The organism is Photobacterium angustum, from assembly GCF_003026365.1.
GTDB lineage: Bacteria > Pseudomonadota > Gammaproteobacteria > Enterobacterales > Vibrionaceae > Photobacterium > Photobacterium angustum.
On record NZ_PYOM01000008.1, the window covers coordinates 180,320 to 203,293 of the forward strand.

General features: G+C 35.3%; 19 protein-coding genes. 10 read left to right on the forward strand and 9 right to left on the reverse strand.

Features of this window, described 5'->3' with window-relative positions; all coding sequences use genetic code 11:
- Window positions 1–60: 60 nt before the first annotated feature.
- Together CTN01_RS10360 and CTN01_RS10365 are read left to right on the forward strand one after the other, a co-directional pair.
- Window positions 61–669 (forward strand): molecular chaperone TorD family protein, encoded by a 609-nt coding sequence (locus tag CTN01_RS10360; RefSeq protein ID WP_045082259.1) that lies wholly within the window; start codon window positions 61–63, stop codon window positions 667–669.
- Window positions 656–916, forward strand: a complete 261-nt coding sequence (locus tag CTN01_RS10365; protein ID WP_045127580.1) for a 4Fe-4S binding protein — start codon at window positions 656–658, stop codon at window positions 914–916. The genes CTN01_RS10360 and CTN01_RS10365 overlap by 14 nt, the downstream gene beginning before the upstream one ends.
- Window positions 917–982: 66 nt before the next feature.
- Here the strand turns inward: CTN01_RS10365 and CTN01_RS10370 are convergent, their stop codons facing one another.
- A complete protein-coding gene (locus CTN01_RS10370; RefSeq protein ID WP_045082257.1) occupies window positions 983–1,996 on the reverse strand; it encodes a putative 2-aminoethylphosphonate ABC transporter substrate-binding protein in 1,014 nt (337 codons plus the stop codon).
- A gap of 273 nt (window positions 1,997–2,269) precedes the next feature.
- Here CTN01_RS10370 and phnW point away from each other — a divergent pair, with 273 nt between their 5' ends.
- From phnW to CTN01_RS10395, 5 genes are all read left to right on the forward strand, one after another.
- A complete protein-coding gene (phnW, locus tag CTN01_RS10375; RefSeq protein WP_045082256.1) occupies window positions 2,270–3,388 on the forward strand; it encodes a 2-aminoethylphosphonate--pyruvate transaminase in 1,119 nt (372 codons plus the stop codon).
- A gap of 5 nt (window positions 3,389–3,393) precedes the next feature.
- Window positions 3,394–4,758 (forward strand): aspartate aminotransferase family protein, encoded by a 1,365-nt coding sequence (locus CTN01_RS10380; protein ID WP_045147607.1) that lies wholly within the window; start codon window positions 3,394–3,396, stop codon window positions 4,756–4,758.
- 29 nt (window positions 4,759–4,787) lie between these two features.
- A complete protein-coding gene (gene phnX / locus CTN01_RS10385; protein ID WP_045147417.1) occupies window positions 4,788–5,597 on the forward strand; it encodes a phosphonoacetaldehyde hydrolase in 810 nt (269 codons plus the stop codon).
- Between the two features lie 166 nt (window positions 5,598–5,763).
- Window positions 5,764–7,923, forward strand: a complete 2,160-nt coding sequence (locus tag CTN01_RS10390) for an endonuclease/exonuclease/phosphatase family protein (RefSeq protein ID WP_211317080.1) — start codon at window positions 5,764–5,766, stop codon at window positions 7,921–7,923.
- A gap of 143 nt (window positions 7,924–8,066) precedes the next feature.
- The gene (locus CTN01_RS10395) at window positions 8,067–9,476 is read left to right on the forward strand and encodes an FAD-dependent oxidoreductase (RefSeq protein ID WP_045147409.1); all 1,410 of its coding nucleotides are present in this window, start codon (window positions 8,067–8,069) and stop codon (window positions 9,474–9,476) included.
- Window positions 9,477–9,556: 80 nt separating this feature from the next.
- Here the strand turns inward: CTN01_RS10395 and CTN01_RS10400 are convergent, their stop codons facing one another.
- From CTN01_RS10400 to CTN01_RS10415, 4 genes are all read right to left on the reverse strand, one after another.
- Window positions 9,557–10,900, reverse strand: coding sequence for a TrkH family potassium uptake protein (locus CTN01_RS10400; RefSeq protein ID WP_236687988.1), 1,344 nt, complete (start codon window positions 10,898–10,900; stop codon window positions 9,557–9,559).
- A gap of 20 nt (window positions 10,901–10,920) precedes the next feature.
- On the reverse strand, window positions 10,921–11,583 hold the full coding sequence (locus tag CTN01_RS10405) for a potassium channel family protein (protein WP_039871986.1): 663 nt from the start codon (window positions 11,581–11,583) through the stop codon (window positions 10,921–10,923).
- Between the two features lie 398 nt (window positions 11,584–11,981).
- Window positions 11,982–12,458, reverse strand: coding sequence for a hypothetical protein (locus CTN01_RS10410; protein ID WP_045147408.1), 477 nt, complete (start codon window positions 12,456–12,458; stop codon window positions 11,982–11,984).
- A complete protein-coding gene (locus CTN01_RS10415; protein WP_045082250.1) occupies window positions 12,455–13,129 on the reverse strand; it encodes a hypothetical protein in 675 nt (224 codons plus the stop codon). Before CTN01_RS10415 ends, CTN01_RS10410 begins: the two co-directional genes overlap by 4 nt.
- Window positions 13,130–13,783: 654 nt before the next feature.
- On the opposite strand from CTN01_RS10415, the gene CTN01_RS10420 reads away from it, so the two are divergent.
- A complete protein-coding gene (locus CTN01_RS10420; RefSeq protein ID WP_107188288.1) occupies window positions 13,784–14,962 on the forward strand; it encodes an MFS transporter in 1,179 nt (392 codons plus the stop codon).
- 75 nt (window positions 14,963–15,037) lie between these two features.
- Here the strand turns inward: CTN01_RS10420 and CTN01_RS10425 are convergent, their stop codons facing one another.
- Window positions 15,038–15,796, reverse strand: a complete 759-nt coding sequence (locus tag CTN01_RS10425) for a hypothetical protein (RefSeq protein WP_045127569.1) — start codon at window positions 15,794–15,796, stop codon at window positions 15,038–15,040.
- A gap of 663 nt (window positions 15,797–16,459) precedes the next feature.
- A complete protein-coding gene (locus CTN01_RS10435) occupies window positions 16,460–16,987 on the reverse strand; it encodes an NADPH-dependent FMN reductase (RefSeq protein WP_045082247.1) in 528 nt (175 codons plus the stop codon).
- A gap of 117 nt (window positions 16,988–17,104) precedes the next feature.
- Here CTN01_RS10435 and CTN01_RS10440 point away from each other — a divergent pair, with 117 nt between their 5' ends.
- Window positions 17,105–18,034, forward strand: coding sequence for a LysR family transcriptional regulator (locus CTN01_RS10440; protein ID WP_045147405.1), 930 nt, complete (start codon window positions 17,105–17,107; stop codon window positions 18,032–18,034).
- A 146-nt stretch (window positions 18,035–18,180) separates the two neighbouring features.
- Window positions 18,181–19,500, forward strand: a complete 1,320-nt coding sequence (gene xylA, locus CTN01_RS10445; RefSeq protein WP_045147404.1) for a xylose isomerase — start codon at window positions 18,181–18,183, stop codon at window positions 19,498–19,500.
- A 220-nt stretch (window positions 19,501–19,720) separates the two neighbouring features.
- Here xylA and CTN01_RS10450 read toward each other — a convergent pair whose 3' ends face one another.
- Both CTN01_RS10450 and xylE read right to left on the reverse strand, forming a co-directional pair.
- Window positions 19,721–21,106 (reverse strand): MFS transporter, encoded by a 1,386-nt coding sequence (locus CTN01_RS10450; RefSeq protein ID WP_045130071.1) that lies wholly within the window; start codon window positions 21,104–21,106, stop codon window positions 19,721–19,723.
- A gap of 456 nt (window positions 21,107–21,562) precedes the next feature.
- Window positions 21,563–22,948 (reverse strand): D-xylose transporter XylE, encoded by a 1,386-nt coding sequence (xylE, locus tag CTN01_RS10455; protein ID WP_045082244.1) that lies wholly within the window; start codon window positions 22,946–22,948, stop codon window positions 21,563–21,565.
- Window positions 22,949–22,974: the final 26 nt, after the last annotated feature.

Sequence of the window (22,974 nt, forward strand, 5' to 3'; positions counted from 1 at the left end):
TGTAAAATGATTACAAAGTATTGTTATGGTGACGGTAAAATTAATGAATTGTGAGTTGTAATGTATAACAGTGCTGATCTGAATAATATAAAAGTATTTAGTCGTGTTATTGGGGGGTTATTTTATTACCATCCAAGCCAATATGACGTTTCTGGTGTAAGAACCGTACTTGCATTGGAGAAAACGGGGTATACGCAATTTGATGTTACAACTAATGCCTTTTTAAACACTGATTCAGATGTGTTAGCTGTTTGGCATGATGAGCTCTTCACTGGGGTTGGTGAAATGAAAGCACCACCTTGGGGCTCGGTTTATTTAGATCGAGAGTCTGTAGTGTTTGGTGAATCGACTTTAGCTTTTCGTGCTTTTTTAAAGCAATATGATATTGAATTTGAAGCTTGTCATAATGAACCAGAAGATCAATTTGGATTGATGTTAATGGTTGTTTCAAGCTTAATAGATGCCAAGGAATTTGATGCTGTTAAAGAGTTGCTTTCTGTTCATATATTGCCATGGGCAAGTCATTATTTAACGTTATTAGAACAAGCGGCACCAGAAGGTGCTTACTATCAGTTAGCCCTATTAGGACAAGAGTTTCTTGAGGTGCTTACTGAGGAGTTTGATGCTGAAGCAATTCCTTGTAAGGTTTATTTTAATGCGCGAAGCTAAGCAATATAGTCGTCGAGAGTTATTTACCCGATTTGCAAGAACACAAACTCAGGTGATCCAAGAAAAAATCGTGATAAGTAATACTTGCGATAATATTTATGGTTATTGTGAAAGTTGTAGTGACAGTTGTCAGCAGCAAGCGATTAACTGGTTAGCTGAGAGTAAGCCTGTCGTTGATCACGAAAAATGCACGCTTTGCAAAGAATGCATAATTAGTTGTTATATTTCAGCAATTTCTATTAGCTAGAATTAATGCATTATGCATTTAAAAAGCCGAGCCTGTGATAGGCTCGGCGTTTTAAAGTTAGATTAATTAAGATTTTGGCTCAGATTTCGAATCAAATTTTTCGGACCATGTTCTTAGTACGTCTTTGCGAGATGACGCCATTTTTGAGAAGTCCATTTTAACCATCGCTTTTTCAACATCAGGATAGTTTGGTACTGGTTTAGATTCTGCTTTACGACCTACGACTGGATAGAATTCGTTGTATAATTTGTTCGCATCAGCTGAAATTGACCAATCGACTAGGCGCTTCGCCGCTGCCGATTTATTATTTACAAGACCAACAGCTTCCGCTTCCCAGCCAACACCACCTTTAGGCATGATCACGTCAATAGGTGCTCCTTGTGATTTAAGTGTTGCACCGCGAATGGCCATAGAGATACCGACAGCTACTTCACCTTGTGCCGCTTGAACACATGGCTTAGAGCCTGAATGAGTGTAATGATCAATGTTCTTATCAAGCTTAGCCATGTATTCCCAGCCAGCTTTATCTCCCATGGTTTGTAACCATGCTGAAACTTGCATATAGCCAGTACCCGAAGAAGCAGGGTTAGGCATTGCAATATGGCCTTTGTATTCAGGTTTTAGTAAATCTTGCCAAGATTCAGGTTTAGTTAAACCGAGTTTCTTTCCAACCACTTCGTTATAACAAACCGCATTAAAAAATGCGTCGTTACCAAACCATGCTTTATTTGCTTGTGGGTCAATAAGAGAAGGGCGAACTTGATCTAAACCTTTTGGAGAATACGGTTTTAAGATGCCGTTTTCTTTCAGTAATGCCATAGAAGATCCAGCTAAGCCCCAAACAACGTCAGCGCGTGGTGCGTCTTTTTCAGCAAGTAATTTTGCAGTCATGATCCCTGTTGAGTCACGTACCCATTTGATTTTGATATCTGGGTTAGCTTTTTCAAAACCATCTTTAAATTTAGCTAACATATCGGTTTCAAATGCACTGTATACCGTTAGTTCCTCTGCGGCAAAAGCATGTGTAGCTGAAAGTACTGAAATAGCAGCAAGAGGGGCTAGTATCCAACGGTTCTTCATTGTTGTATCTCCATGATTGATAAAATCTAACTCAGTGTCGTAATTTTGGTATGTACCAGTTTGTGAGCCATTACGATGCTAGGGGGTCTTTATGACGCTTAGATGATTACTGTATTTCAGTTTTAAGGCGGTTTTATGTGGCTTATATGACTAAACAAAGTTGAGAGTTTTCTAATATGAATCTTTTATTAACTCTTTAGATGAGCCATTTACAGCTTGGTTTTTAACTCGTTATAGTTTTTTAAACTGGTATAGTCCAAATGAGATTAAAAGATGGAAAACTCGACGAATCAATACTTGCTGTTAACCCCCGGCCCTTTGACAACAACGCAGTCTGTCCGTGAGGCAATGTTAAAAGACTGGTGTACATGGGACGATGATTACAACAAAGATATTGTTGAAGTGATTCGCACTAAATTGGTTGATTTGGCAACAGAATATAACGGCTACACATCAGTACTGATGCAAGGGAGTGGGAGCGCCTCAGTAGAAGCAACAATTGGCACAGTTATCCCTGCTGATGGCAAATTATTAGTCATTAATAATGGTGCTTATGGCAAGCGCATCACTCAAATTGCTGAGTATTTAAATATTGAGCATCATATTATTGAGCTAAGTGAAGTTGAACAGCCAGATCTTGAGCATATTGCTAATTTGTTGGATGCCGATTCAGATATTACACATGTTGCCATGGTACATTGTGAAACCACGACAGGTATGTTGAACCCGATTGAAGCGGTTTGTGATTTAGTTAAATCACGTAATAAGATCATGATCTTAGATGCAATGTCGAGTTTTGGTGGTATTCCAATGGATATTGGTGAGCTTGGTGTTGATTTTATGATCAGCTCTGCTAATAAATGTATTCAAGGCGTGCCTGGATTTGGCTTTGTTATTGCAAAAACGTCAGAGTTAAAACAATGCCAAGGACGAGCACGATCATTATCGCTAGATCTCTATGATCAATGGGATTGTATGGAGAAAAATAACGGTAAGTGGCGTTTTACCTCTCCTACGCATACCGTACGTGCTTTCTATCAAGCCATGTTAGAGCTAGAACAAGAAGGTGGTGTGAAAGCTCGTTATCAACGCTATCTATCGAATCAACGCTTACTTGTAAAGGGCATGGAGTCATTAGGCTTCAGGTGTTTACTACCTCAATCACTTCATTCACCAATTATCACTTCATTTTACTCACCAACAGCGCCAAATTACGATTTTAAAGAGTTTTATACTCAGTTGAAATCACATGGTTTTGTTATTTATCCGGGGAAAGTTTCAAACGCTGATTGTTTCCGTATTGGTAACATTGGTGACGTCCATATCGATGATATTCACCGTTTATTAGATGCAATTGCGCAAACCATGTTTTGGCAGAAGGCTACACAATAATGAGTATGACTGCTGAAAAAAATCTGTATCTGCGTTGTGAGGGGGATACCAATACTACTGAGGCTCGAAAACAGTGGTATCGAAACTTAAACTCACCGCAAACTGAAGCAATGTTAGAGCAAGACAGCGAGTACTTTTTACATCAATCCATGTCTACACCTTGTATGAACGCATTAGCAGCGGCCAACGGTATATATATCGAAGATATTAGTGGTAAACGTTATATGGATTTTCATGGTAATAACGTTCACCAGCTGGGTTATGGCCACCCTAAAGTGTTGGAAAGAATTCAACAACAATTGATTGAATTGCCCTTTGCTCCACGACGTTTTACTCATCAAGCTGCAATAGATTGTGCAAAGAAACTAACAGAAATCGCTGGTGGAGAACTCGATCGCGTGCTGTTTGCTCCCGGTGGAACATCCGTGGTTGGTATGGCATTGAAATTAGCCCGCATTGTTACGGGTAATGCGAAAGTGATTTCGTTGTGGGATTCATTTCATGGCGCGTCTTTAGATGCCATATCAGTAGGTGGTGAAGCGTGTTTTCGGCAGGGGATGGGACCATTAATGGCTGGCGTCGAGCGTATTCCACCACCGATTACCTATCGAGGTGCATTTCCACGTGAAGATAATAGCGATTTACATTACGCCGACTACCTTGAATATGTCATTGAAAAAGAGGGCGGTGTAGGAGCGTTTATCGCAGAAGGGTTACGCAATACTGATGTGCAAGTGCCTTCAAAAGCCTACTGGCAACGGGTACGTGAAATATGTGACAAACACAATGTTTTGCTGATCATTGATGATATTCCAAATGGTATGGGAAGAACGGGTAACTGGTTTAGCTATCAAGCTTTTGGAATTGAACCTGATATTTTATGTATCGGCAAAGGCTTAGGTGGTGGTGTTGTGCCATTTGCGGCCTTAATTACTAAAGATAAATATAACCAAGCTGCTGATATTTCATTGGGTCACTACACCCATGAGAAAAGTCCGATAGGTTGTGCCGCCGCGCTTGCGACCATTGATGTCATCGAATCTGAAAAGCTATTAGATAAAGTAAAGCAAGACCAAGATTATGTATCTGAGCGTTTATCTCAAATGCAAAAATCTTATCCCGTCATTGGCGATATAAGAGGGTTAGGGTTGTTATGGGGGATTGAACTTGTCACCGATCGCCTAACTAAAACACGCGCTCATGACGCTGCTGAACAAGTGCTATATCGCTGCTTAGAGCTAGGTCTAAGTTTTAAAGTCTCGCAAGGTAACGTACTACAATTAAGCCCCCCACTGATTATCAAGCGAGAAGATCTTGCCCGTGCATTAGATATTGTCGAGCAAGCTATTAGCGAAATCGTTATTGACTGAATTGATGTGAAAAATTAAAAGGATAGAAAATGAAACAGATTAAGGGTGTGATCTTTGATTTAGCTGGAACCGTGGTTGATTTTGGTTCATTTGCACCAACCACCATCTTTGTAGAGGCATTTCGACGCGGTTTTGATTTTGATATTTCATTACAAGAAGCCCGTGTACCAATGGGGTTAGGGAAGTGGGATCACATTAAGGCGGTGGGTGAGTTACCGGAAGTTGCAGAGCGCTGGCACGCACAGTTTGGTCGTAAAATGGAAGAATCAGACATTGATGCGATTTATGAAACGTTTATGCCATTACAAATTGCAAAAGTTGGTGAGCATGCTGATTTAATTCCAGGCACAGAAAGTGTTGTGGCTGGGTTACGTGAGCAAGATATTAAAATAGGTGCATGTACTGGTTATCCTCGCGCAGTGCTAGACGCCTTACTGCCTGCTTTAAATGCTAATGGCTTTGTACCTGATTGCGTTGTTGCCACTGATGATCTAGCTGTAGGTGGTCGTCCTGCAGCCTTTATGGCACTAAAAAACATGCTAGAACTAGGACTTGGTGATGTTACAACGTGTATTAAAGTGGATGACTCTGTTCCTGGCATTAGTGAAGGATTAAATGCAGGGATGTGGACTGTGGCGTTATTATTATCTGGTAACGAAGCTGGCTTAACTCAAGAGCAATTTGAATCTGCCGATATTGATACTTTAAACGCGGCACGTGAAAAAGCGCAAAAAGCGTTTAGTCATTCTGGTGCCCACTATCAAATTGATACCATTGCAGATTTACCTAGAGTAGTGGCTGATATTAATCTTCGCCTTGCACAAGGTGAAAAGCCATAGCAGACAATAATTTAATATGATGAATAAATAAAAAGGGATGCATTTAGCATCCCTTTTTAAATTAAAGATAATGTAATTTAAAAAGGACAATTAACCTTAATGAAAACAAGGTCAAATTGTAATGTTTCATTATTACTATTGCTTGGTATATACCAAAAAAGGAGTGATGATGAAATATTTGGCTTTATTTGTTGGGGCACTATGTTCTGCTAATGCAAATTCATTTGAAATTGATATTCATAACGATACTGACAACAACACACTTATCCCGTATATAAATCAAGTTCCAGATAGTTGTTATGGTGGAGTAAAGGCACATCAAAATCAAAAATATAATAATTATACACCTTGTTTAAAAGACTTCGTTAAAGAGGGGGATATCGCTAATATTAGGATCTTTAATCAGTCAAAGAATGAATTTTTCACGTGTGAAAGCTTTAATTTACATGGAGAGAGTAAACTGACCATTAATAATGATAATGGTTTATACTCTTGTTTTCTACATCCTCATCATAAGATCAGTAATATTGACGAAATAGTCCATTTTGTTAAAGAAAGCAGTAATAAAGTAAAAAATATATATACTGATGTTCCTTATTATCAAGATCAGAAGTATTTTGGAACAGGTGAAATTGTTGTTGATGAGTTAAATAATATACTTATACCTGCTGATACAAGTATAAAGTTATTTAACTTTTATCTAAAAAACCAGAGTCCTAATACATCTGCATCTTTTAGAATTAAATATGAAATAAAAGATTTAAATAATCAGAAAAATTACATATATAGTGGTATAAGATCATTAGCTATTGATGAAAATAATGTATTATGGATGGAAGAAAATAATGGTTCAAATTCAAAGCCTATTTATAAAAATCTAAAGCCTGGGAAATGGCAGCATATTTTGATATCCCGAACAGAAAACAAGTTAAAAGTATATGTTGATGGGGAAGTTGTTTATAAAGAACATGTTGACTTTGAATTAGGGGGGGTGACTACCTTAGGTAAAGAAACGGAGACTTTAGACGACGGAAGTAAAAAAATAGGAAATCACGGTCAATTTTTAATTGGTGATTTCCGCTTATTCACTGGTTCTTTATCAAATGATCAAGTTAAATCAATATATCATTTTGATTTGAAAAAAGATCCAATCTTTGTTCCAGTCTTTAATCCAACACCATCAGATACAATTAAAAATGTTAAATTAAACCCTGATTTAAGCTGGTTAACTCATCCAGCAATGCAGCCAGATGATGCTGTATATTTCGTTGAAATATCAACAGATAAAAAATTTAAAAATATTATTTATAGTAATGAAACTTACAGTAATAAAGTTCATGTAGATAAAACCTTAGATGGAAATAAAAGGTATTTTTGGCGTGTTTCTTATAACGATAAAATGAGTGATACCTTCGAATTTAAAACAAGACTAAATGACAAAGATTTAAAGGAAAAACATAAAAATTCTCTTACAGTAATGGAGTTTAATGTATGGGGGATAAGTAGTAACGGAACTATGGCTGCACATAGATATGGTTCACATTATATTGCTGAAGTGATCAAAAATGCAGGAGCGGATATCGCTGTGTTAACAGAAGGATATTTTAATGCAGAGTCAGTTGCAAAAGAATTAGGGTGGCACTATAAAAAGCATAGTCATAGAAGTCGCTATTCACCAGCGATAGTTTCTCGATTTGATATTGAAGTTGTAGAAAATGAAACAGATAAATCTATGTCTGTTAAATTAAAAGATGATGAAAACGATAGAAATTATAGTTTAGGTATTATGCACCCTAAATCATCTAATTTTAATGCATGGGACATTGCTTATAATCAATCCTATACAGTTGAAAATTGGAATGGAATTCAAAATGATGAATTAAATTATAAATTAGCTTCACTTAATAAAGTTGAAGAAAACTTATTTAAGCCTCAAAATCCTAAAACAACTGACTTGATTGTTGGTGATTTTAATACTGTCATGAATTCAGATTTTGGTGATAATTCTATTGAAAGTAATGTCAAAACTTATGCTGAATTAAAATTAGCAATGTCATCTAAGTTGATTGATGATATGCATTTTAAAGACTCATATAGAGTTGTACATCCTAGTGTTAAAAAAGACCCAGGATATACAGGAAGTTGGTGGTTTCAGAGAGATAAGTTAGCATGGGGAAGGATTGATCATATTATGTATCGTAATAATGATGATCTAAACTATAGTTTAAAGCCAGTGAAAAGTTATGTAACTCATTACCATCCGGTTAGTTGGGTATCAGATCATAGCGCAGTCGTTACGAAGTTTAAAATTGTTAATAATAAATAATTTTAATTAAATAAGAAGCCACGTTATAGCGTGGCTTTTTATTATATTAAATTTATATTTCAATTCTTTATTGTTATTAAAACGTCATACAAAGATTTTATTGTTTCTTTAGTGGTCTATACCAATTAAGGGGGCAGTAGGGTATGCATAATAATAGTCATTTCCAACCATTTTGGTTTTCAGAAGCATTAAAGAAAGAATCTGATAATACAGTTACCTCACTCAAACACGATATTCAAACGGATGTATGTATTGTTGGAGGTGGTTACACTGGTTTATGGACCGCTATTGAGCTAAAGAAACAGCAGCCGAATCTCGACATTGTGATTATAGATAAAGGCTTATGTGGTAGTGGTGCATCTGGTCGAAATGGGGGATGTATGCTGACATGGTCAACTAAATATTCCTCCATGAAGAAACTCTACGGTGAAGAGGAAGCGGTAAAACTAGTACAAGCATCTGAACGTGCTGTTTATGAAATAGCTGATTTTTGTAAAGAAAATAATATTGATGCTGATCTACGTCTTAATGGCACTTTATATACAGCAACAAATAAAGCGCAGCAAGGTGCAATGAAAGGTGTACTTGAACAACTATCTAAACATGAAGTGAATAGTTGGCAGGAGTGGCAACATGATAAGGTCCAGCAAGAAGCTGGCTCAAAGCTACATTGTGAAGGGTTTTATTCACCCGCAGCAGCAAGCGTACAACCTGCGTTATTAGCGCGTGGACTTAAGCATGTTGCTGAAAACATGGGGATTAAAATTTATGAAAATACTCCTATGGAAAATATCAGCACAGAAATTCCAATTTCAATCACGACACCAGAAGGCGATATTTTTACCAAAAAAGTTGTACTCGCGTTAAATGCATGGATGCTAGAACAATTTCCGCAGTTCAAACGAAATGTCGTTTTAGTTAGCTCTGATATGGCTATCACTCAACCAATTCCTGAAAAGCTTAATGAGATGGGATTAAAAGATGGTAAAACAGTTATCGATTCACGTATTTTTGTGCACTATTATCGCTCTACGTCCGAAGGGCGTTTAATGCTGGGCAAAGGAGGGAATTATTTCTCCTATGGTAATAAAATTAGCAAAGTATTTGATTCACCGAGTCGTTATAGCAAGCTGTTGCGACGATCATTTAATAAGCTTTTTCCAAAGCTTGAAGAAGAAAAATTTGCTGCGACGTGGACTGGCGCATCGGATCGTTCAACGACGGGCTTACCATTTTTCGGCCAATTAGATGGCAATAAAGATATTGTTTATGGTTTAGGTTATTCGGGAAATGGAGTGGCACAAACTTGGATTGGTGGGCAAATATTATCTTCATTAGTACTCGAACAAAAGAATGAGTGGAGCCAAAGTGGTCTTGTATCAGGGCCTAAAGGTAGTTTTCCGCCTGAGCCAATTCGATGGTGTGGTGCGATGATGGTGCGTAATGCAATTCGTCGGAAAGAGTGCGCTGAAGATAACGGTAAATCGCCTCTTTGGTTAGATAAGCAATTAGCAAAATTTGCTAACGCAGCCGGTAAAGCTGATAAGGCTTGATATATAGAGTAAATAAGAAAAAGGCTTGTTCTAATAGATTTCAAGAACAAGCCTTTTTCTGTTTATACCTCGAAAAAGCTTTAGCCAGCAGCCACGTTGTCTTCAGGGTATCTAAGCAAGGTTGGTTTAGGACGAGCTAACATGTATGCCAAGGTTAGAGGTCCTAAACGACCAATGATCATGACTACTATCATGATATATTTACCGGGTTCAGATAAGGTTGCAGTTAAACCCGCAGTAACGCCTACTGTTGCAAATGCTGAAATGGTTTCAAACATTACCTCATAGAATGGTGCTTTTTCCGTGATCATTAAGGCAAACATTGCAATGGTAAGTACAATGCCACTAACAACAATGATAGCTAATGATTTCGTCACTGTTTGGTTTGAAATTGTGCGCTTAAACAGTACTACACGATCACGTTGCTTTAAGAACGACCATGTTGCCAAAATGGCTACGACAAAGGTTGATACCTTAATACCACCACCTGTAGATGTTGAACCTGCACCAATAAGCATTAATAGCATCATGACCAACATAGTTGGTTCGGTAAATTTACCAATATCAACACTGTTGAAACCGGCTGTACGTGCTGTAGCAGATTGGAAAAAGGCTGCTAACCATTGCCCTGATTCATTGAGTGGCCCTAGAGTATGGCTATTATGGTGTTCTAAAAGCCAAATTATTACGGTACCAGCAAATAGTAGGATAGGTGTTGCTATTATCATTATTTTTGAATGCAAAGATAAAAAGTGGAATCCACGGTGTGCATTTCGTTTAATATCAGAGATAACAGTAAAACCTAAACCACCTAATATGAATAGTGATGAAATCGTGATGATAACGAGTGGGTCATCAACATACCGTGTTAAGCCATCAGAGAATAAAGAAAAACCAGCATTGTTAAAGGCTGAAATAGAATGGAAGACAGCAAAGAATAAACCTTGCTCCCAACCCATCTGAGGTACCCAGCGTAGCGACAGAAAAAATATACCGATTAATTCACAAATAAGCACAAAGATAATGATGTGTTTTACAAGGCGGCGAATATTTGTGAATTTATCTTGTCCTAATTGTTCTTTCGTTAATGCTTGTTGACGTAGACTTAAACGTAATCCAAACATGTAAAGTAAAACGGCAGACAATGTCATTTGCCCTAAACCGCCAATTTGCATGAGTAACATTAGTAACACTTTACCACTAGTGGAAAAATGTGAGCCTGTATCAACTACACCTAGGCCTGTTACACTGATTGCTGAGGTCGCAGTAAATAGAGCATCAGCAAAACTCAGTCCTGAGACTGAAAATGCTGGTAATGTAAGCAGGATTGCTGCGGGTATTAAAATGGCTAAAAAACTAAAAATGATGATCTGAGGTTCAGACCATCTTTTCTTATGGTTGTCAGTTTTGATTGGGACATACATGCCCCTGTTTGGAATGAAACTCATAGCTTTCTTAAAGTATCATTTAGTATTTTTTCAGGGCCGGTGATAATTAAAATATCACCAACTTGTAATTCAGTGCTTGGGTCAGGATCTTTACGCACTTCAGGACCTCGTTTTAGTGCTAATACTTGGGTTTCTTTATGAGAGCCGCATGGGTGTTCAGAGATTTTACGTCCCATATTTTTTGCCGTAACGACCACTTCAGCAAGAGAGATACCACTGCCTAGCTCAGAGAACTCAAAAACACGTTTGTCCAACATATTACGAGCTATCCGAATACCCATATCACGTTCTGGGCGGATGATCTTATCAGCCCCAATTTTTGATAAGATTTTGCTATGTGATGTATCTTTAGCTTTAACCCACACAGTTTTTACTCCCGCCTCTTTTAAAAGAAGGGTGGTAAGAATACTAGCATTAACATCTTCACCTATTGACACCATAACAAGATCATAATCGTCCAATTTTAGCTCAGAAATGGTAGCTTCATTTGAACAATCAGCAACAACAGCTTGAGTTGCGACATCAGCCGCTTTACGCACACAGGTTTCATCAAGATCGATAGCAAGTACTTGAGCACCGCGTTCGCTAAGTTCTTGACAAAGTGACATACCAAATCTGCCAAGACCAATAACGGCAAATTGCTTATCTTCAGGACTCATTGTTTTTCCCCAAATTGTTTTAGTGTAGCGTTTTAATTGCTTTGTTGTTGATTCAAAATACATTTTCTTAAAATATTGTAATGACTATGCAAGTAAATGAAAACTCGCAATGGAGGATATTACTTAAATTCCATAGTCATTACATATTTCCAATTTCAAAAGAGATCGCGCATATTGCTAGGATTTTTTTTGTAATACAAGTTGAAAATACTCATATGAACTTTCCCTTCTCATAAAAACCACGATGACATAACATAACACATTGATAAAAAAGAAATTATTACAGATAACTTTGCTATCTTTCAAAAAGAGTAATCTTATTTTTAGTATAAATTCTAAAAATTGAAAAATTTATGAGTAATTATAAGCTTTTATAGTATGCTATTGGGGAAATTTTTTTATGTAAGTCTATTGTAAATAACGATCTTCTGTTGTCTTTCGTGAATAACAACACATGTTTTGTTACGGTAATAGAGTACTTTACCAGTTCCATGTTCATGAGCTTGCTCTTTTCGTTGGTAAGTCTCTGATAATAAATCGTGATTCCATGAGTTTTTGGGAAATTGCAAAGTAAAAGTGTCTGAAATGAAATCATAACTGGTTTCATTTATAGGATTCAATTTTCCACTATATTCATACACAATAATATGATGGTCATTTCCTCCCTTATTAACAATTGTACTTTTGAATGAATAACCATCAATTTTTAAGTTTCTCTCAGTAATAATTGGACTACTATTATCGCTCATTTTTTTGATTTCTTTGGCAGACCAAAAGCCATCGATAAGAGTGGAGTATTTATAATCAATATAATGTCCTACAGAAAATGAAAAAATAAAAAATGATGTTATTAATAGTAAATAGTATTTCTTCACAATTTTAATACTCTATCCAACTCTGAAAGTAAAAGCTTTGGTGGTGATTTGCTAATGACATGGCTTTTTATGCTAACATTCTTATCCTTTAGCACGGAAAAAGTAACATCATTTTCATTTTCAAAGTAAAAAAGAGTGATATCTTGATTATTTATTTTCTTTAAATGGGCTAGGATATTATTGTTAATATTATTGTTGATATTGTTAATTATCTTAACTGTGTGACCATTGTTATTGATGCTATAAATATCTAAATTTTGGTCAACATATTCACGTTTAGGAGTATGGAAAAATATATAAACAGAAGTGATAATTAGAAAAATAGACAAAGTAACGAAAAGTCTCTTAAGAAGGCCATAATTAGATTTATCTCCCTCTTTAAACTTGAAATATACAATGCTAGCAAAGGAAAGCAAAATCGTGCCGTCACTGCTGTGGCTATTAATCAACTTCTGTATGTTTTTAATAGTTTTTTTAACGATATCCTCAACATTTCCCTCATCTAAGTAACAATTATTTTTGATCTTATTAACAGAGATTACTTTGTTTTTATTTTTCAGTAGGAAATGAATGATTTTAACTTCATTAAAATCAAGTGTTACTTCACGGTTATCTATTCGAATAAGATTCAATTTAGGATAAAAAGTTGCTTTGCCAATAGTGTATGTCATTAAATATTTTTGTTTAGTCGAATGGAATCAGTTAACAATATGATGTGAATTGTATCACATTAACAATGGTTTTCAATATTATGACACAATCAAGCGAAATTATTTCAAATTGTTAATAATTTTTAACTAATTATCAATAGACTAAATGTTAACGTTTTAATTTATTGTCTTATTTAATGGGGAAGTAATTACAAAATTATTATTGACTGGTCAAGGCTTACGGATGGTAAAAATTTATAATATGTACTATTAGATAAAAAATAATGTCTTAATCTTATAATTCATTGCTTATTTAGGCGTTTGTGTGGAGAGATTTAGTCTTTAATAAGCTAATGTCCATTTAAAAGATAGGAATATATATTACTATTCCTAAGTAACTACATGTGTTCATATTCTTGCTAGTTTAAAATAACTTTCAATTATATTTAATAAAAATTGTTAATTTATTACTTCGCTTTGTTTTAAGTGTTTTTGGTTATTGGTTTTTAAGGGGGGGGAATCAGAGGTCGTTTGCGTAGTCGTTATATTATTATTTTTTAATAGGAGTACTTTTAGTCATAGTGTAATAACTAAAAGTTGTTTGATATTAGTTTGTTTCTAAAATATAGTTTTCTTCCTTTTATATTGTAATTTTTTAAACTATTGAGGTATATTTTGGCATCAAATAAAAAATGGGTCTCATTTTTATTACCTGTAATATGTGGCTTTACAGTTGCTAATATATATTACATCCAATCGATTGTACCTATCGTTATGAATGATTTACATATTTCATATTATATGGTGTCAATGATTTACACTATATCTTTAGCAGGTAATGTCACATCTCTAATATTTATAACTCCATTAGGTGATTTTTTTGACAGAAAACAGTTAATCAGTATATTATTTTTAACATTATCCCTTTCCTGTATACTTTTGTTTATTTCTACAAATATTTATGAGATATATATTTGTTCATTTTTTCTTGGTATTGGTGTTTGTATCATTCCAATCACGATCTCATATATTAGTACTCATGCAGATTTTGGAATAATGTATATTGGTAAAATAATGTCTGGTGTATTGTTAGGTGCTCTATCATCACGTTTTTTATCAAGTTTATTTACTTCTATTTGGAACTGGAGAAGTATTTATTTATTCTCATCAATAATGATGATCGTCTCATTATTTGCAATTCAAAAGGTACTTCCACAAGAGTTTAAACAAACCACAAAAAAAGCGTTTAAATATATTGATATTGTTATAAATAGCTTGTCGCTTTTGTTTAAAAATAAGGATGTAAGAATTTATAGTATATATGGTTTTATGGTAATGGCAGTATTTTCTGCGTTTTGGAATAATATATCAATATATCTTTCAGATAACTTTTCATTAAATCAAATATATATAGGTTTGTTCTCTTTAACTGGCGTTGCAGGAGTTTCTGTTTCTATTTTTTCTAATAGTATATTAAACAAAATAAAATATAATAGTAAACCACTTTTTTTTATACTATTAATGACATTTTTTATACTATCTGTAATTCAAAATAATATAATTATTCTTGCTATTGGATCAATAATTATTGATGCTATGATTCAATTAATACACGTTAATAATCAATCTAATATATATATAAATTGTAATGGAAATGAATCACAAGCTGCAAGTTGCTATATGACTTCATTTATATTGGGTGGTATTTTTGGTTCTAAAATTTCAGCTTTATTGTATGTTAATCATGCTTGGTTAGCTGTTTGTATTATGTGCGTTGTAATAGGTTTTATTGGATTTATATCATTTAATAAAAAACAAATATGTTTTAAAGGGGTAGATGATTTTGAAAATTAGGATAATGCTTAGAAATATTGCATAGCTATGATTTTAAAAAGTGAGTAGCAGGAAATTAAATCCTGCTACTTTTAGTTATTCTAAATTATCGAAATCAGTCTTATCTATTAGAAAAGGAGCATTGAGCAAATAAGATTGACTTACAAAATGCTCAGCAAGCGTTCTGACTGTCTGTAAGTATTGCTCAAAATCCTCTTGGTGTTGTTGGCTGATATGTTGCGTCAAAATAAGTTGGCATAGTTCACCAGTAATCGAGTGTGAAATTTGTTCGACAAGTTTATATGTCGCTTGCTTTGATAGTTGAAACCCTTCATCAATATCTTGATTAACAATAACTCGGCTAAATACAAGATCGAGACTTTGTGCTATATCTTCTTGCTTTGTAAATGCGTTTATGAGTGATGTAATTTGTTGAATAGATAAAGCAGACATGACCATTTCACATTCAGTATTAAATGTATTTTCAACCAAATCAGCTGTTTCTTTCAAAGTGATATGGGTAAGTGTTCCACGCCTATTAGCCGCTTTAATAGCAAAGTCGTGCTGTGATTGACGAATAACCTCTGTCAATTTCTGTCTTATTTGATCAAAATCCTGAAAGCTGACACTCGATCCATAATGGCATTGCTTGCTGATGGTATTGAGAGACTCTCCTTGAAATGATTGCAGAAGTAAGTAGAGCGTGTAAGTGATCTTATTTTGAAAGATACACGCATTTTTTTTTGCACTATGGCTATTAGATGATGGATTTAATGCCATAGTGGTTAGGATTTGCTGCACAGCACTTTGAACTTCGAGTTCTAGGCTGGCAGTTTCGCATAACCTTGTGCTCATAAGCGTACTCCTTTAACGCTACTGCTCTTTAAGCATGATACATAATTATACGAATTTCACGTTTCAAATGTTTAAATGTGACCAATATTGTCGATAATGATTGTTTTTATAGAGAAAATTGAGAATTACGACATTTTTACTATGAATAGCGATCTATTTTTTATTATGTCTTGTGTGAGATATATTTTGATTTGTGGTATTCCGTAATTTTTAGTTGTTTATCTACACTATAAAAGGATTTAGGTGCAGAGCTGTTAAGCTTTGTGAGTAATTCATCGAGTGTGGGATGTAAAATGAAATAAAGTGCAAGAAATCAGCTAAAGGGGATTGTCACCAATATAGAATTTGGGGAAGTGACTGTTGAAGTGGCGCCGAATGTAGAATTAACATCTATTTTGACTAAGTAGACTTGTGATTAATTAGGGCCTACGGTTGGAAAAGAGGCTTTTCTTGTCATTAAAGCGTCAAGTGTGATGGTGGCAACTGAATAGTGGCAGTGAAAAGAAGATTGCTATATCTAGTGTATTGATACAGCAATCTTATAATTTATCATGTAGCTAATTAGAGTGACTAATGGTGAGTTTTTGTTTTTTACCACTCTCACATATAAAGCGATTTGATTATAAAAATCATCAGTCTTATGTTTGCTTCTTTTGTAGGCTGTTAACGTTCTAATTTATTAACTAGTTCTGTTAACTGCTGGTTTAAATCATCGTTATTCAATTTGTTTTTTTCTAAATCAAAGTTCTGATAGAAACTAGGTATAGATAATGATCCTACCACCTCGGCTGCAAAATAAGGTGCAGACGTAACAGCACTATTTAATACGCTAGCAGCGCCACCAGGACCTGGAGAAGTAGCTAGCATGATCACAGGTTTATTTTGGAATACCTTTTGATCTATACGTGAGGTCCAATCGAAAATATTCTTATAAGCCGATGTATATGAACCGTTATATTCTGCAAACGAAATTAAAATAGCATCCGCTTGGCCAATCTTATCGAAAAAGATTTGTGCTTGCTCTGGAATGCCTGAATTATTTTCACGGTCAATACTGTAAATCGCCATCTCAAAATCATTAAGATCTAAAATTTCAACGTCATCGGTATTAGCTTGTGATGCCGCATAAGTCACTAATGCACGGTTGATAGAGTGTTGGCTATTCGATGCCGCAAAAGCAAGTAGTTTCATTTTTAAATCCCCATATCCACAAGTCTTTTAACAACATGCCGATGTTAACCTTTGTGCAGAGTGTATATTAGAGTTCAGGTGTAATTAATAGGCTAAAAGTGATTAGATAGATTCCAAATGGCTAATAATAAATTGTTTGATGGCATCACTGTGTTTGTCCAAGTAGTGAAGTGCGGTGGCTTTGGTGCAGCTGCCGAAGTTACAGGACACTCTAATTCTTATGTAAGTAAAGAAATCACCAAACTTGAAAGCCGATTAGGGGTTCGACTACTTAATCGCACCACAAGGAGCATTGCTTTAACTCCTGAAGGGAAGACTTATTATCAAGAGTGTGTTCAACTGATTAGTGATGCAGAACAAGCTATTGCGGAAATAACACAAAGTACCGTTGAGCCAAAAGGAACGCTAAAAGTGAGTTGTCCAGTTTGGTTTGGCAAACATTATTTAGCCGATGTTTTCACAACATATTTATCTCGATATCCTGAAGTAACACTTGATCTAGATATGAGTGATAAGCCTATTGATGTGATTGCCGACGGTTATGATTTAGTTATCCGTGCAACTGCTAAATTAGATGACTCGAGTCTAATTTGTAAGCGTATCTATAGAAGTAGAATTTGCACAGTGGCAACAAAACAGTATTTAAAAGACCATGGCTACCCTCAACATCCGTCCGAATTATCCGCTCACAGCTGCTTTTGCTATACAAATTTGAAAAAATTCAATATGTGGGAATACCTAGATAAAGCAGGCAACAAAACGCTAGTCGAGGTACAGCAGCGTGTATTGAGCAATAATACGGAAATGTCACTAGAACTGGTTACAAAAGGATTGGGTATTATCCGTGTACCTGAATTTTATATTGAGACACAACTACAATCAGGTGACTTAACGTTATTATTTGATGATTACATATTCCCTGAAATTGACGTTTATGCCCTTTACCCAACACGTAAACATGTCACATCGAAAGTAAGATTCTTCTTCGAAGTGTTGGATAAGTTACTAATAAATAAAAATAGATCATTAGATCACGATGTTTTTTAATAAAGCAAGTTGTTTGATTATCAAATATGAGAGCAAGGACACAGATACTAAATTCATGAATAATGGTGTGAAATAACATAATTGAGCGAAGAAGGGGAAATCAGTCAGGATAGTCTTACTTTCAAAACAAATCAGGATGTAAAACAATGACTGAATATTTCCAAGGTATTACAAAAATTGAGTTTGAAGGACCAGAAAGTGACAATCCATTAGCGTTTCGTTTCTATCAGCCAGATCAAGTGGTACTAGGTAAAACGATGAAGGAGCATTTACGATTCGCGGCTTGTTATTGGCATAACTTTTGTTGGCCTGGTGCTGATGTTTTTGGTTCACCGACATTTGACCGTCGCTGGCAGCAACCATCAAACCCATTAGAAATGGCAAAAGCAAAAGCAAATGCTGCTTTTGAATTCTTCTCTAAACTTGGCGTTCCTTACTATTGTTTTCATGATACTGATGTTGCGCCTGAAGGAAGCTCTCTTTTTGAATACCGTAATAATTTCTCTGAAATGGTGGATATTCTTGAACAGAAGCAAGAGGAAACCGGCTTAAAATTACTTTGGGGGACAGCGAATGCTTTTTCAAACCCTCGTTATATGAGTGGCGCAGCTACAAACCCTAATCCAGAAGTATTTGCGTATGCAGCAAGTCAAATTTCTCATGCAATGGAGGCAACTAAAAGACTTGGTGGAGAGAACTACGTTTTATGGGGTGGGCGAGAAGGTTATGAAACACTTTTAAATACTGATTTACGCCAAGAGCGCCAACAGTTAGGGCGTATGCTTCAATTGGTTGTTGAGCATAAGCATAAAATTGGTTTTAAAGGGGCAATTCTAATTGAACCTAAACCACAAGAGCCAACTAAACATCAGTACGATTATGATGTTGCGACTGTGTACGGATTTTTAAAACAGTTTGGTTTGGAAAATGAAGTTAAAGTAAACATTGAAGCGAATCATGCAACTTTAGCTGGCCATAGTTTTCATCATGAAATCGCAACAGCTATTTCATTAGGCCTCTTTGGCTCTATTGATGCTAATAGAGGTGACCCACAATTAGGCTGGGATACGGATCAATTCCCTGTAAGTGTTGAAGAAAATACATTAGTTATGTACGAAATTTTAAAAGCTGGTGGTTTTACAACTGGTGGGCTTAATTTTGATGCGCATGTGCGTCGCCAATCTATTGATAACAGCGATTTATTCACGGGTCATATTGGTGCAATGGATGTAATGGCCAAATCATTATTAAATGCAGCTGACTTGCTTAAGGATGATAAACTTTCTCAACATGTTGCTGAGCGCTATAAAGGCTGGAGTCAACCATTAGGTCAGGAAATCTTATCTGGTAATTTATCATTAGCTGCACTAACAGACAGAGCTATTACCAATAATTTCCAACCTAAACCAATTTCTGGTCAACAAGAAACATTAGAAAATGTAGTTAATCGTTATATTTATAAATAGTGATTTGTATTAGATAAAAAGGCCAGTTTCAGACTGGCCTTTTTAATTTCGTTAAACTTCCTATATGATATAGAAATCTCATATTATGCTAATCAATATTTTCCTTATGATGTTATTAGATGGAGAATATTTAAATAATAACTTTAACGTTGAAATTAATTCCGCCTTATAAAAATAACGAATAAGGCTGAGGTATTTAAGTTATATAAAATGAAAATTATTATCTAACGCTATTACCATAGTCTTTTTCTATAAAGAGTAAAAAAAACAGAGGTAATAATGCCAGCGAAGCAAAGCCCAAGAATGGTAATATTGAAATATTAGATGATATTAAACCACTATCACTTCCAAGCCGTATAAATATAGAAACCAAGGTGATTCCCATAGCGAATGATATTTGAGTAAACAGGTTGTTTAATACATTTGCTGAATTTAAATATGGTTTTGGTAGTTCTGAAAATGCTAGTGTGTTGTATAAACTAAACTGTAATGATCTCATACAACCAATTAAAAATAGCATTACACAAATATATAAAATATTATGTTGACCATACCAACACCCTAATATTGATAATGCACTTATTAATGAAGATATGATAAGTGGTTTTTTAAACCCGCATTTAGTTATTATCGAGGTTGTAAATATCTTCATCAAAAGGTTACCAGCAAACATCGTTAAAATAATATTACCGGATTCAATCATTGATAGACCAAGTTCAGATTGAAGGAACAAAGGGATTAAAATCGGTAATCCACTGAGTGCAGCGCGACAAATACTTCCTGATATTAATGTATGTTTAAAGTTAACATCGTTATTCCATGGTGCTAAGGAAATGATAGGGGATTTAGATTTACTAATATGATGGTTTAATAACACCCCCAAAATAACACTACTTGTGAGCAATCCCCAAGGTACTATGTTATTAATACCAAAGTTACTCAGCCAGTCTAAGCTTCCAAGTCCCATTACCAGCATAAGCGATGATAGTAAAAAGCCGAGTGAATCTAACTTAATTCGTGATTGTTTATTAATATATTCTGTAGGTAAAAAGTACCAAGCTAAGACAAATAAAATCATTGCAATTGGAATATTAATAAAGAAAATCCAGTGCCATGAGTAATAAGTTGTTATGTATGCACCTAATGATGGACCAAATATTGGCGCAATTAAGCCAGGCCAAACTAATATCGATATCCTCTTAGCAAGTTCGCTCTTTTTACTATTTTGAATAACAAATAGACGACCGACAGGTACCATTAAGGCCGCACCAACACCTTGAACAATCTCTGAACTAAGGAATAAATATATATTATTACTAAAGCCACAACCCAAAGAGCCGACAGTAAATAATATAATGGCAGATAAAAAAGTGTTTTTACATCCAAATTTTTTAGCGGACCAACCACCGATTGGTAAGAAAATAGCAAGCGTCATAATATAAACAGCTATTGCCATTGTTATTGTAGTCGAATGAACAGATAAATCGTCTGCAATATTGTTAATTGCAGTAACAGCAATAGTACTATCAAGCTGCTCCATAAAGAATGCAATAGCTATTAGTAGCGTAAGGCCTGTTAATCGATTAGATGAAAGGGAATTATTCATTATAAAATACCCCCTTTGTCATTATTTGTTGCAACTTTAAATTAGTCATAACTCTCCCTATAAATTCGATAACATAGGGATTTTCCGCACGCTATCGAACCATTGATTAAATGATTTGTAGCGCGCTCAATAACGTCAGCGCTTACGGACTAAAAGTGTTCTAGTCACCCTTGTAAGATTTGTGGGCTTTTATGATGGCAATCTTAATCGATTTTCATATAAATATAAATACCTAATTAGAATAAAATGAGAGGAGGCAAGCTGACTGTAAAGTAAAAAATGGATTTAATGTTTACTTACTTGCGCTATTTTGTTGTGGGTGCGTTTATTTGCAGCTAGATGATGAAGTGTAATAAATAAAATGCCTGAGATAAGTCAGGCATTTTTTAGCAAAGAATACTTATTAGCTACAAATTTACTTTTACTTAATTATTTTTAAAACATACTAAGCACTAATTAGTTATGAGTAACGGTCTCCAACTCATCAGGCTTTTCCCACAATTCTTCTAATTCCTCTAACGACTTTCCTTTTGTCTCTGGAACAAAGCGATGGACAAAATAAATTGTTACTAAACCCATAACACCATAGAACCAGAATGGAAAACCACCGTTAAACTCTTTAAATAGCCAACTATTTTGATCATTCATCATTGGGAATGTTTGAGATACCGCATAGTTAGCAACCCATTGCGCAAAAACAGCGATTGATAAGGCTTTTGAACGAACATTATTTGGGAAAATCTCAGAAAGAAGTACCCAAGTAACTGGACCTAACGATAATGCAAATGCAGCAATATAAGTAAGCACAAAGACGAGTAAATATCCACCAATTGCGTTCAAATAAGCCGCTGTACCGATAGCTATCATACTAATAGCCATCAAACCAGCACCTAACATCATGAGAGGTTTTCGACCGTATTTATCAACAGTGATAATTGCAATAACAGTGAAGGTAAGATTTACCGCTCCAACTAATATTGTTTGGAGAAGTGCTATATCAGTACTTGATGAACTAAAACTTTTTAAAATTACAGGAGCATAATAAAGAAAAACATTTATACCAGTGACTTGTTGTAAAACGCTCAACATTATTCCGATCACTAAAATAGGTAAAATTTTTCGAGAGGTGATACTTGCGGTACTAACTTCAACCAATGAATCCTTTATCTCTTTCCATTGGCTATCAAAGTCTTTTCCTTTGCTAATTTTAGATAATAGTTCTTTGGCTTGTTCATCACGTCCGCGCATTGCAAGCCATCGAGGAGTTTCAGGGACACTAAATAATAAGAAGAAAAACAGACCTGCAGGGATCATTTCTGAACCAAACATATAACGCCAGCCCATTTCGTTTAGCCAAGATTCAGAGCCCATTAAGGCTATACCATAATTGACAAAGTATACCACTAACATACCGAAGATAATTGCAAACTGATTACATGATACAAGCGCTCCCCGTTTCTGTGGTGGTGCAATTTCAGCAATATACATAGGTGAAACCATAGAAGCGATACCCACACCAATACCACCAATAATGCGATAGAAAATAAAGGTCCAATATTGGTCTGGGACAGCAGAGCCTAACGCTGAAATAAAGAATAGTAATGCCGCAATGAGTAACGCACCACGACGTCCGTATTTTGTACTGGTATAGCCGGCCGCGATTGCACCAATAACACAACCTATTAGTGCGGATGCAGCGGCAAAGCCAAGCTCTGCTGGGTTAAGGTTAAAGAATATTTGCAGAGATTCTGTCGCTCCTGAGATTACAGCAGTATCATAACCAAAGAGGAGACCGCCAAGTGCGACCACGAGAGTTATTTGTAAAACATTAGGATGTTTCATACTTTGTGCTCCGTAGGGAAATGTTA

Bases quoted from the DNA above. Each gene is read 5' to 3' on its own strand.
- CTN01_RS10360 (WP_045082259.1), top strand. From the start codon at position 61: ATGTATAACAGTGCTGATCTGAATAATATAAAAGTATTTAGTCGTGTT.
- CTN01_RS10365 (WP_045127580.1), top strand. From the start codon at position 656: ATGCGCGAAGCTAAGCAATATAGTCGTCGAGAGTTATTTACCCGATTT.
- CTN01_RS10370 (WP_045082257.1), bottom strand. From the start codon at position 1,996: ATGAAGAACCGTTGGATACTAGCCCCTCTTGCTGCTATTTCAGTACTT.
- phnW (WP_045082256.1), top strand. From the start codon at position 2,270: ATGGAAAACTCGACGAATCAATACTTGCTGTTAACCCCCGGCCCTTTG.
- CTN01_RS10380 (WP_045147607.1), top strand. From the start codon at position 3,394: ATGACTGCTGAAAAAAATCTGTATCTGCGTTGTGAGGGGGATACCAAT.
- phnX (WP_045147417.1), top strand. From the start codon at position 4,788: ATGAAACAGATTAAGGGTGTGATCTTTGATTTAGCTGGAACCGTGGTT.
- CTN01_RS10390 (WP_211317080.1), top strand. From the start codon at position 5,764: ATGATGAAATATTTGGCTTTATTTGTTGGGGCACTATGTTCTGCTAAT.
- CTN01_RS10395 (WP_045147409.1), top strand. From the start codon at position 8,067: ATGCATAATAATAGTCATTTCCAACCATTTTGGTTTTCAGAAGCATTA.
- CTN01_RS10400 (WP_236687988.1), bottom strand. From the start codon at position 10,900: ATGTATGTCCCAATCAAAACTGACAACCATAAGAAAAGATGGTCTGAA.
- CTN01_RS10405 (WP_039871986.1), bottom strand. From the start codon at position 11,583: ATGAGTCCTGAAGATAAGCAATTTGCCGTTATTGGTCTTGGCAGATTT.
- CTN01_RS10415 (WP_045082250.1), bottom strand. From the start codon at position 13,129: ATGACATACACTATTGGCAAAGCAACTTTTTATCCTAAATTGAATCTT.
- CTN01_RS10425 (WP_045127569.1), bottom strand. From the start codon at position 15,796: ATGAGCACAAGGTTATGCGAAACTGCCAGCCTAGAACTCGAAGTTCAA.
- CTN01_RS10435 (WP_045082247.1), bottom strand. From the start codon at position 16,987: ATGAAACTACTTGCTTTTGCGGCATCGAATAGCCAACACTCTATCAAC.
- CTN01_RS10440 (WP_045147405.1), top strand. From the start codon at position 17,105: ATGGCTAATAATAAATTGTTTGATGGCATCACTGTGTTTGTCCAAGTA.
- xylA (WP_045147404.1), top strand. From the start codon at position 18,181: ATGACTGAATATTTCCAAGGTATTACAAAAATTGAGTTTGAAGGACCA.
- CTN01_RS10450 (WP_045130071.1), bottom strand. From the start codon at position 21,106: ATGAATAATTCCCTTTCATCTAATCGATTAACAGGCCTTACGCTACTA.
- xylE (WP_045082244.1), bottom strand. From the start codon at position 22,948: ATGAAACATCCTAATGTTTTACAAATAACTCTCGTGGTCGCACTTGGC.